Source organism: Arthrobacter sp. Y3221157 (assembly GCF_059089865.1).
In genome coordinates this window covers 1-10,503 of the sequence record NZ_JBNHFD010000109.1, presented here as the reverse complement: position 1 = coordinate 10,503, position 10,503 = coordinate 1, and the positions used below count along the sequence as shown (strand labels likewise).

The window sequence follows — 10,503 nt, the reverse complement described above, 5'->3', positions numbered from 1 at the left end:
CGCATGCCTGCCGGCGGCCTTGGCTTGCCTGCTGCTGTTTGTGCCCTCGCTGGCAGGATGCGGCGGAAACGCGGCCCCGCCGGCGGTCTCAGCCAGTCCGGCACCGTCCGCCGAGGCGACCACGGGGGCCCCCTTAGTTTCCCCAGCGCCGCCGGAGACCACCCCGACCCCCGAGGGGCCGGCTGCCGCGCCGCCGCAACACCTGGCATACCCGGCGACGGGAATCGACGTGGTGGTCCACCCCCTTGATCCGAGCGCCGAGGACAGGGAACGGCAGGCCATCATTCCGCCGTCCACCAAGGACGGATACTGGCTCACGCCCTACGGCACCCCCGGTGCCGGGTCCGCCAACACCACCTACATCGTGGGCCACAGCTGGCAGGACCAGGACGCGCCCTTCAACCACCTCAGCACGAAGGCCGCTGCCGGAGACCTTTTGACGGTTACCACCTCAACGGGGCAACTGGCCTACCGCGTGGAATCTGTCACCACCTACGAAAAATCCAGCCTGAAAGACAGCCCCGTTTGGGCCGTCTCGCCCAACACTGTGGTGCTGATCTCCTGTTACACGGACGATCTCTGGGGGACGAACGTGGTGGTCGTTGCAACGCCCGCATAATGAGACGGCTTGACCACCATATGGATGGCTTGGCTACCCTGAAACTATGAGCGCATCCTCCATCGATCTCGCAGTTATCCCCGGCGACGGCATTGGCCCCGAGGTCATTGCCGAGGCAGTCAAAGTCCTGGAAAAAGCTGTTGCTGCAGAAGGGGTGGAGCTCAAGCAGACGCACTACAAGCTCGGCGCTGAACACTGGCTGGCAACGGGGGAGACCCTCCCGGACGAGGTCCTCGTCGACCTGCGGACCCGGGACGCCATCCTCTTCGGTGCAGTAGGTGCGGCCCCCGGCGATACCCGCATCCCGTCAGGCATCATCGAGCGTGAGATGCTGCTGAAGCTCCGCTTCAGCCTGGACCACTACGTCAACCTGAGGCCGTCGCGGCTGTACGGAACCGTGGGCAGCCCGCTGGCCAACCCCGGCCCCATCGACTTCATTGTTGTCCGTGAAGGAACCGAGGGCCCCTATGTGGGCAACGGCGGCAGCCTCCGGGCCGGCACCCCGCACGAGGTTGCCACCGAAGTGTCCCTGAACACCGCCCACGGCGTAGAGCGCGTGGTGCGGGACGCCTTCCGCCGCGCCAGTGCACGGGAGCGCAAGCACGTCACCCTGGTCCACAAGCACAATGTCCTGGTCTACGCAGGTCACCTCTGGAAGCGGACCGTGGAGACAGTCGCGGCGGAGTTCCCGGAGGTCACGCACGACTACCTGCACGTGGATGCAGCCACCATTTTTATGGTCACGGACCCGTCCCGCTTTGACGTGATCGTCACAGACAACCTCTTCGGCGACATCCTGACAGACCTTGCTGCCGCCGTCACCGGGGGCATCGGGCTGGCGGCATCCGGCAACATCAACATGGACCGTACCGCCCCGTCCATGTTCGAACCGGTCCACGGCTCCGCTCCGGACATCGCCGGCCAGGGCAAGGCAGACCCCACCGCCGCCATCCTTTCCGCCGCCCTTCTCCTGGACCACCTCGGCTACACCACAGCGGCCCGCAGGATCGAAGCGGCAGTGGTTGCCGACGTCGAAAAGCGCGACGGCGGCGCCCGCAGCACCAGTGCGATCGGCGACGCGATCGCGGCCGGGCTCTGACACCGCGCCGAGGCCTCCGGCATCGGGCGTAAGCTTGTCTCGAATCACCAAATGCCGCCCTTCCGTTCAGCGCTGAACCCGGGCGGCCGATCGTGGAGGAACCATGACCCAGACTGCCCACGGCGTCGAATTCAGCCAGCAGCTTTCGGCCAACCCGAAGTCTGCTGAAGAGCGTGCAGCCATCCTGGCGAACCCGGGATTCGGCAACCACTTCACCGACCACACCGCCATCGTTGACTACAGCGTCGATGAGAACGGTAAAGGTGGCTGGCACAACCCCCGGGTGGAGGCCTACGGGCCGATTTCCCTGGACCCGTCCGCCGCCGTGCTGCATTACGGGCAGGAAATTTTCGAGGGGCTCAAGGCCTACCGCCACGCGGACGGCTCGGTGTGGACTTTCCGTCCGGAAGCCAACGCCGCCCGCCTCAACAAGTCGGCCCGGCGGCTGGCACTGCCCGAACTGCCTGCCGAATACTTCCTCGGCGCCATCCGCGAACTGGTGGCCGTGGACAAGGAATGGGTTCCTGACGGCGACGGGGAGTCCCTGTACCTGCGGCCGTTCATGATCGCAACCGAGGCATTCCTTGGCGTCCGGGCCGCGCGCGAAGTCTCCTTCCGCGTCATCGCCTCACCGGCAGGCAACTACTTCGGCGGCGAGCTCAAGCCGGTGTCCATCTGGATTTCCCGCGAGTACGCGCGGGCCGGCCGCGGCGGCACCGGCGCGGCCAAGTGCGGCGGCAACTACGCTGCCTCGCTCATCGCACAGCAGGAAGCCGAAGCCAATGGCTGCAAGCAGGTCCTGTTCCTCGACCAGTTCAATGACAACGCGGTGGAAGAGCTGGGCGGCATGAACGTGTTCTTCGTCATGAAGGACGGCTCGCTGGCCACCCCGGCACTCACCGGCACCATCCTGGAAGGCGTCACCCGGATGTCCGTCATCCAGGTGGCCAAGGACATGGGCCGGGAAGTCGCCGAGCGCAAGATCACCCTGGATGAGTGGCGCGACGGCGTTGCCTCCGGTGACATCACAGAGGTCTTTGCCTGCGGTACTGCCGCCGTCATCACCCCCATCGGAGTCCTCAAGGACGCCACCGAATTCATCGGATCCGAGGACGCCAAGGCGGGGGAGACCACCATGGCCATCCGTGAGCGGCTGCTCGGCATCCAGACCGGGACGTCCCCGGACACCCACGGCTGGCTGACTCGCCTGGCCTGAGCCGGGCCAGGTCCCGCCATTCAAGGGTCCAGAGAACCACGACGGCGCCTGCCGGGCTTCTGCCCGGCGGGCGCCGTTCCGCTTGCATCACTTGCTGCAGCAGCGCGTTCCAGGAGTGACTCCAACTCCCGGACGACGGCTTCGCGCGAGGCAACGAGTGGATCTACTGGTGGTCAACCCGGACACCCGGCCGTTCTATTCCGGGTGCAAGGCGGCGATGGTCCGGCGGCGGATGCAAAGATGGGACGGTGACGTCCGCTTCCCGGCCCATCCTGCAGCGCAGCTCCGCCCTGACCCAGTACATCCTGGCCCCCAATCCCGGGCCCATGAGCCTCGAGGGGACCAACTCCTACGTGCTGCGCGCCACCGGCTATTCCCGTGCAGTCGTGGTGGACCCGGGCCCGCTCGACGAGGGCCACCTGCGCGCGCTGGCTGCCGGCCCGGTGGAACTCATCCTCGTTACCCACCGCCATGCGGACCATACGGCAGGATCTGCCCGCCTGCATGACCTGACGGGAGCCCCCGTCCGTGCCGCTGATCCGGTGCATTGCCACGGCGGCGGAGAACCCCTGGACGGAGGGGTGATCCACGCTGGCGGGCTGGAGATTCACGTGCTGCCCACGCCCGGCCATACGTCCGATTCTCTGTGTTTCCATCTTCCGGAGGACGGCCCCCAGGGTTCCGTGCTGACCGGCGACACCATCCTGGGCAGGGGTACCACCATGCTGGACTTCCCGGACGGCACGCTGGGGGACTACCTCAGCACTTTGGACAGGCTTGAGGCGTTGGGGCCGGCCACGGTCCTCCCGGCACACGGGCCCATACTGCCTTCCGTGGAGTCGATTGCCCGGGATTACCGCCTGCACCGGCAGGAGCGGCTCGGCCAGATCCGTGCGGCGCTGGAACAACTCGGCCGGGATGCCACGGCAGGAGAAGTGGCTGACGTGGTTTATGCCGACGTCGTCCCCTCCGTCCGGAAGGCTGCCGAAATGTCAGTCGCCGCCCAGTTGCACTACCTGCGCGGTGAAGGAAGCGGCCAGGCCCGAACGGTAGGGTAGGACCCATGCGTATTGCCAGGTTTGTTGTCGATTCTGATCCCCTTTACGGTGTTGTTGAAGGTGAACCGGGCAGTGAGGAAATCACTGTCATCCATGGTGACCCCTTCTTCAACGGTGTTGAGCGCACCTCCGTCCGCCACAAGCTGGAGGACGTCCGGCTGCTGGCCCCAATCATCCCCCGCAGCAAGGTCATCGGCGTGGGGCGCAACTACGTGGAGCACGCGCGCGAACTTGGCAATGAGGTGCCTGCGCAGCCGCTCCTTTTCCTCAAGCCCAACACAGCCGTTGTGGGCCCCAACGATCCCGTCGTGCTGCCGGAATTTTCCGAGGAGGTGTCCTTCGAGGCGGAACTCTGCGTGGTGGTCGGCCGGATCTGCAAGGACGTCCCGGAGGACCGCGTGGACGACGTCATCTTCGGCTACACCTGCGGGAACGACCTCACCGCCCGCGACGTCCAGAAGACCGACCTGCAATGGACCCGGGCCAAAGGCTTTGACACCTCGGCGCCGCTGGGCCCGTGGATCGAGACTGACCTCGATACCGAGGACCTGCAGATCCAGGGGCGGCTGAACGGCGAGGTGCGCCAGGACGGCAGCACCAGCCAGATGATCCGGGGCGTGCGGGAACTGGTCTCCGTGGTCTCACAGGCCTTCACCCTCCTGCCCGGAGACGTCATCATGACCGGAACACCTGCCGGTGTGGGCCTGGTGAATCCTGGCGACCGCTTTGAGGTGGAGATTGAGGGAATCGGACGCCTGTCCAATCCGATCGTCCGCCGCTGACACCAGCGGACAGCCGCCGCCGGCAGCTGCCGCTGCCCGCGCAGGGCGGCGGCAGCAGACGGTAAAGTTGGAGCCACTATGACTACTCCTTCTGCGTCCCCTGCTGCCTCCCTGCCATCCGTTTCAGCCGATACACCCGTGCGCGTCCGGTTTTGCCCCTCTCCCACCGGCACCCCGCACGTCGGCCTGATCCGGACTGCGCTCTTCAACTGGGCCCATGCCAAGCACACCAAGGGAACGTTCGTCTTCCGCATCGAGGACACCGATGCCGCACGCGACTCGGAGGAAAGCTACCAGCAACTGCTGGAAGCGCTGAAGTGGCTGGGCATCACCTGGGAAGAAGGCGTGGAAGTCGGCGGCCCGCACGAACCGTACCGGCAGTCGGAGCGCCTTGACCTCTACAAGGACGTCGTAGCCAAGCTGATCGCGGGCGGCTACGCCTACGAGTGCTACTCGTCCCCCGAGGAAGTGGAGGCACGCCACCGCGCCGCGGGCCGCGATCCCAAGCTCGGCTACGACAACTTTGACCGCGAGCTCACCGAGGAGCAGGTGGCAGCGTTCAAGGCGGAAGGCCGCCAGCCCGTGCTGCGGGTGCGGATGCCCGACGAGGACGTCACCTTCACCGACCTGGTGCGCGGCGAAATCACGTTCAAAGCCGGCAGCATCCCGGACTACGTCATCGTCCGCGCCGACGGTTCGCCCCTGTACACCCTGGTGAATCCGGTCGACGATGCACTCATGGGCATCACCCACGTGCTGCGCGGGGAGGACCTGCTCTCGTCCACGCCCCGGCAGGTAGTCCTCATCCGGGCCCTGATGGACATCGGCGTGGCCAGCTACATGCCGGAGTTCGGCCACCTGCCATACGTCATGGGTGAAGGCAACAAGAAGCTGTCCAAGCGGGACCCGCAGTCAAACCTTTTCCTCCTGCGCGACCGGGGCTTCATTCCCGAAGGCCTCCTCAACTACCTCTCGCTGCTGGGCTGGAGCCTGTCCGCAGACGAGGACATTTTCACGGTGGACCAGCTCATCGAGCACTTTGACGTGCACGACGTCCTTGCCAACCCGGCACGCTTCGACATCAAGAAGGCCGAAGCCATCAACGGCACCCACATCCGGATGCTGGCCCCCGAAGACTTCCGGGACCGGCTGGTGCCCTACCTGCGGAACGCAGGATACCTGGGGGAGCAGCTCACGGAGCGGCAGGAGGAAATCCTCACCGAAGCGGCGCCCCTGATCCAGGAACGCATTGCCCTGCTGGGCGAGGCGCCGGACATGCTCGGGTTCCTGTTCAAGGATGATGACGCCATTGACATTGCCGATGACGCCCGCAAGGGACTGCCGCAGAACCTCGAGGAAGTCCTGGACGCAGCCATCGCCGCGCTCGAGCCGGTGGAAGACTGGACGCCGGACAATATCCAGGCCGCGCTCAAGCAGGCGCTCGTGGAGGACCTCGGCATCAAGCCGCGCCTGGCCTTCGGCCCGGTCCGCACCGCCGTGTCCGGCCGGAGGATCTCGCCCCCATTGTTCGAATCCATGGTGATCCTGGGCAAGGAATCCTCCCTGCGCCGGCTCCGGGCCTTCCGCGGCTGATGACTGCTCCCGGCAAGGCGCGCAGCGGCGTCCTGGAGACACCCTTCGGGGCGGTCCGCGGTGTTCTCTTCGACATCGACGACACCCTGGTGGACCTCGAATACTCGATGACCACTGCCTTGCGGGAGGTCAGCGAACACCTCCTGCCCGGCCTGGACCAGGCCGGGTGGGACCGGTTCGGGCGCATCTTCACGCACGAGACCACGCACTACTACGACCAGTACCTCGCGGGGGAAGTGACGTTCAACGAACAGCGACTGCTCCGCGGCCGCGCGGCGCTGGGGCACTTCGGGGTGGAACTGGCGGACGGCGAGGAATCGCACCGGTGGCTCAACGCCTACATGGAGCGCCAGCCTGCCTACGTCAAGCCTTTTCCGGACGTCCTGCCGCTGCTGGACGTCCTGGACGGCGCAGGCATCCCTTACGGCGCCGTCAGCAACAACGTCCACGACTACCAGCGGGCCAAGCTGGACAGGGCGGGACTGGAACGTATTTCACACCTGGTGGGCACGGACACGCTCGGCGTCGCCAAACCCAATCCGGCGATCTACCTCGAGGGCGTACGGCTGCTGGGTACTGCCGCCTCCGAAACGCTCTACGTGGGTGACAACCGGCTGCTGGATGCGGAAGGCTCGACGACCGCCGGCCTGCTGGGCGTATGGCTGAACCGGACAGGCGAGCCGCTAACAGGGTTCGACGGCCACGTGGTTGCCTCCCTGGACGGGCTGGTAAGGCACGTCACACCCGGCCGATTTGTGCGAGCTGAAAGTCTCGGGTAGAGTATTTTCTCGTGCTGAGGCGCACGGAGCGGGGCAAAAGCCCTGAAGACCGGCCCGAAAGTGCCATTGGGATATGGTGTAATTGGCAACACTACGGTTTCTGGTACCGTCATTCTAGGTTCGAGTCCTGGTATCCCAGCTCTGGTTTGAGCGCCGGTTTCCCGGCCTCGGGACAGAACAGTTTCAAACGGTCCGCCGATTTGGAACACGAGCGAAGTGTGTGAAACAATCACTGAGCTTGACCAGCGGAAACGCTGGCAGGAAGTACACGGCCCCATCGTATAGCGGCCTAGTACGCCGCCCTCTCACGGCGGTAACGCGGGTTCGAATCCCGCTGGGGTCACCATCGAAATGGTCCCGGGCAGAAGCCCGGGACCATTTTTCTTTATCCGGCTTGATCCCTGCCGGCCGGACAATTCCCCGGGCAATGCCAGGTGGACCTGACCATCCACAGGGGAGTCCCGCCGTCGGGTCGCCGCCTATTGAACCGCGTGAGCTGGCATGATGTTGCTGTGACCTCCCGGAACGAGCACGATGATGCAGGCCAGCCGGCGCAGACCGCCGAGGCGGTGGCGCTGCTGGAAAATGTGCGGAGCGCGCTTGCGGAGGTGAGCCTGCCGCTGGCGCTTCCCGGTGCTGATCTGGCCCGGCGTGAGGCGGCCGGTGCCGCCAGCCAGCTGGATGACTACATCCTTCCCCGGTACCGCAGCCTGGATGCTCCGCTGCTGGCCGTCGTCGGCGGCTCCACGGGCGCCGGAAAGTCGACGCTGGTGAATGCGCTCGTGGGCCATCCGGTGACCCGTGCCGGCGCCATCCGGCCCACTACGCGCCAGCCCATCCTGCTGCACAACCCGGCGGAGGCGGACTGGTTCGAAGGTCAGCGTGTCCTTCCTGGCCTCAGCCGGATCCGCGGCGCCCTCGCCGGGCAGGTTCCCGCCGGCCAGGCAATGGAAACCCCCGGGACCGCGCCGTCGTCGTCGCTCGTCCTGCTGGCGGATCCCGCCGTTCCTGCCGGGATCGCCCTGCTGGACGCCCCGGACGTCGATTCCATCGCCGATGAGAACAGGAGGCTGGCAGGGCAGCTGCTGGCGGCGGCAGACCTTTGGATCTTCGTCACCACCGCCAACCGCTACGCCGACGCCGTTCCCTGGAAGCTGCTGCTGGACGCGGCCGCCAGGGACATCATGGTGGCCGTGGTGCTGGACCGGGTTCCGCCGGGGGCGGAGGCTGAAGTCAGCGGGGACCTCCGGGTGCTCCTGGACAGGGAAGGCCTGGGCGGTGCGCAGCTGTTCATCATTCCGGAGACCACACTGGATTCAAGAGGCATGCTGCCGGCAGCAGCTGTCCGTCCGTTAGCCACATGGCTGCAGAACCTCGCAGCGGACGCCGCCGGCCGCTCGGACGTCGCCCGGCGGACCCTCAACGGGGCGGTCCGGGCACTGGCCGGCAAGGTTTCCGCAATTGCCCTGGCGGCGGCAGAGCAGCGGCGCGCAGCCGGCAGCCTGGAGTCGGACGCCGTGTCGGCCTACCGGGACGCAGCGGAGCGAATTATGGACGCCACCCGGGACGGCGCGCTCCTGCGCGGTGAAGTACTCGCGCGGTGGCAGGACTTCGTTGGTACGGGCGAGTTCTTCCGGGCCCTGGAGCAGAACGTCGGACGCTTCCGGGACCGGCTCGGTGCCTTCTTCCGGGGCGAACCGCCCCCCGCCGTCCGGGTGGAGGCCGCCATCGAGACAGGCCTGCAGGCCGTCATCCTGGACGAGGCAGCCAACGCCGCCGAGGAGACCGACCAGCGCTGGCGGTCCGATCCGGCCGGGCGCCAACTGCTGGGGACCGACGATCTGTCAGGTACTGCTCCGGGCTTCGCCGACCGGGCCGCTGCCGAAATCCGTGCCTGGCAGGAGGCGCTCATGGAGCTCATCCGGACAGAGGGCCAAGGCAAGCGGACCCAGGCACGCTGGCTGTCCTTCGGCATCAACGGCCTCGGCGCCGCGCTGATGATCGTGGTTTTCTCGATGACCGCTGGCCTGACAGGCCTGGAAGTCGGTGTTGCCGGCGGTACTGCCGTGGTGGGCCAGCGGCTGCTGGAAGCGGTGTTCGGCGAGGATGCAGTACGCCGGATGGCCGAAAAGGCGCGGGAGGACCTCGCGGTCCGGTGCCGGCGGCTTCTCGATGAAGAGCAGCAGAAATTCCTTGACCGGCTGCCGGAAAGCGTTGAAGGCACTGAAGGCGTCCTTGCGGCACAGTCCAATGCCCTGGTCCGGCTGGCAGGCAGCGCGTGAGCCGCCACAGCGCGGCCAGGGAGGCTTCCCGGCTGGACGGCCGGCTCCAGGCGCTCGACGACGCCCGCGGCCTCGGCGAAGGCGTCCTTCCCGACCAGGCGCTGCAGGAAGTGGTGGCTGTCCTGGACAGGGCCAGTTCCCGCCGGTCACTGTCCGCAGACCACACTGTGGTGGGCTTCTTTGGTGCCACGGGCAGCGGCAAATCCTCCTTGTTCAACGCGGTCAGCGGCGCAGAAATTGCGACGGCGGCGGCCCGCCGCCCCACAACATCGGAACCTCTGGCCGGGGTCTGGGGAGCGGACGGCAGCGGGCCGCTCCTTGACTGGCTCGAAGTCCGCAACCGGCACCACGCGGCCGCCGTGGACGGCTTCGCGGATGAGGAGACAGGGCTGATCCTTCTGGATCTGCCCGATTTCGACTCCACCCGGGAAGCCAACCGTGAGGTGGTACAGCGGATGGTAGGCCTGGTTGACGTCCTGGTGTGGGTCCTGGACCCGCAAAAGTATGCCGACGCGGCAGTCCATCACGGCTTCCTCGCGCCGCTCGCCTCCCACGGGGCGGTGACCCTCGTGGTGCTGAACCAGGTTGACCGGCTGCCAGTGCCGGACGTGGAACCGGTGCTCCAATCCCTCCGCGCCATCCTGGCGGGCGACGGCCTCGGCCAGGTGAAGGTGCTGTCCACGTCCGCGGTGACGGGTGCCGGCATCGATACCTTGCGGGCGGCCATCCGGTCCGTTGCCGTCCAGCGCAGGGCCCAGTCGCAGCGGTTGGCTGCAGATGTGTCCAAGGCAGGCCGGGAACTGGGGGCAACGTCAGGGGACGGGGAAGCCGCCGGGGTTGCCCCTGGGGCAAAAGCCAGGCTTGCCGATGAACTGGCAGTCGCGGCGAACGTGCCTGTTGTAGTAAGCGCCGTTTCCCGGTCCTACCGGCTGGAAGCGGCGCGGCGGACCGGCTGGCCCGTCACCCGGTGGCTTTCCAGGTTCCGTCCGGACCCCCTGCGCCGGCTCAATCTCCGCAGCAGCACGCCGGCCGAGCTGAACCGTACGTCACTGCCGTCCGCCGGTGCCCCGGAGCG

Annotated in this window: 9 protein-coding genes and 2 tRNA genes; all 11 read left to right on the top strand. The window is 66.8% G+C overall.

What is annotated here, in order from left to right; genetic code table 11:
* The coding region (locus AC5RTT_RS18465) for a class F sortase (protein WP_494146409.1) at nucleotides 1–619 on the top strand (619 nt) is incomplete at its 5' end.
* 46 nt (nucleotides 620–665) lie between these two features.
* Nucleotides 666–1,718 (top strand): 3-isopropylmalate dehydrogenase, encoded by a 1,053-nt coding sequence (locus AC5RTT_RS18460; protein WP_494146408.1) that lies wholly within the window; start codon nucleotides 666–668, stop codon nucleotides 1,716–1,718.
* 103 nt (nucleotides 1,719–1,821) lie between these two features.
* Nucleotides 1,822–2,934 (top strand): branched-chain amino acid aminotransferase, encoded by a 1,113-nt coding sequence (locus AC5RTT_RS18455; RefSeq protein WP_494050705.1) that lies wholly within the window; start codon nucleotides 1,822–1,824, stop codon nucleotides 2,932–2,934.
* Between the two features lie 248 nt (nucleotides 2,935–3,182).
* Entirely contained in the window at nucleotides 3,183–3,992 is an 810-nt protein-coding gene (locus AC5RTT_RS18450; protein WP_494146407.1) for an MBL fold metallo-hydrolase, read from the top strand.
* Between the two features lie 5 nt (nucleotides 3,993–3,997).
* Entirely contained in the window at nucleotides 3,998–4,774 is a 777-nt protein-coding gene (locus tag AC5RTT_RS18445) for a fumarylacetoacetate hydrolase family protein (RefSeq protein ID WP_494008578.1), read from the top strand.
* Between the two features lie 78 nt (nucleotides 4,775–4,852).
* On the top strand, nucleotides 4,853–6,367 hold the full coding sequence (gene gltX, locus AC5RTT_RS18440; RefSeq protein WP_494146406.1) for a glutamate--tRNA ligase: 1,515 nt from the start codon (nucleotides 4,853–4,855) through the stop codon (nucleotides 6,365–6,367).
* Complete coding sequence (locus tag AC5RTT_RS18435; RefSeq protein WP_494146405.1) at nucleotides 6,367–7,146, top strand: HAD family hydrolase; 780 nt, start codon at nucleotides 6,367–6,369, stop codon at nucleotides 7,144–7,146. The genes gltX and AC5RTT_RS18435 overlap by 1 nt, the downstream gene beginning before the upstream one ends.
* A 67-nt stretch (nucleotides 7,147–7,213) precedes the next feature.
* Nucleotides 7,214–7,285 (top strand) — tRNA-Gln (locus tag AC5RTT_RS18430).
* A gap of 131 nt (nucleotides 7,286–7,416) precedes the next feature.
* Nucleotides 7,417–7,492 (top strand) — tRNA-Glu (locus AC5RTT_RS18425).
* Nucleotides 7,493–7,658: 166 nt separating this feature from the next.
* A complete protein-coding gene (locus AC5RTT_RS18420) occupies nucleotides 7,659–9,428 on the top strand; it encodes a dynamin family protein (RefSeq protein ID WP_494146404.1) in 1,770 nt (589 codons plus the stop codon).
* Nucleotides 9,425–10,503 (top strand): GTPase (locus tag AC5RTT_RS18415; RefSeq protein WP_494146403.1); only part of this gene is annotated, 1,079 nt, incomplete at its 3' end. The genes AC5RTT_RS18420 and AC5RTT_RS18415, both read left to right, overlap by 4 nt.

What these genes read in the sequence shown, in the direction of transcription:
- AC5RTT_RS18460 (WP_494146408.1), top strand. Translation starts at nt 666, where the DNA reads ATGAGCGCATCCTCCATCGATCTCGCAGTTATCCCCGGCGACGGCATT.
- AC5RTT_RS18455 (WP_494050705.1), top strand. Translation starts at nt 1,822, where the DNA reads ATGACCCAGACTGCCCACGGCGTCGAATTCAGCCAGCAGCTTTCGGCC.
- AC5RTT_RS18445 (WP_494008578.1), top strand. Translation starts at nt 3,998, where the DNA reads ATGCGTATTGCCAGGTTTGTTGTCGATTCTGATCCCCTTTACGGTGTT.
- gltX (WP_494146406.1), top strand. Translation starts at nt 4,853, where the DNA reads ATGACTACTCCTTCTGCGTCCCCTGCTGCCTCCCTGCCATCCGTTTCA.
- AC5RTT_RS18435 (WP_494146405.1), top strand. Translation starts at nt 6,367, where the DNA reads ATGACTGCTCCCGGCAAGGCGCGCAGCGGCGTCCTGGAGACACCCTTC.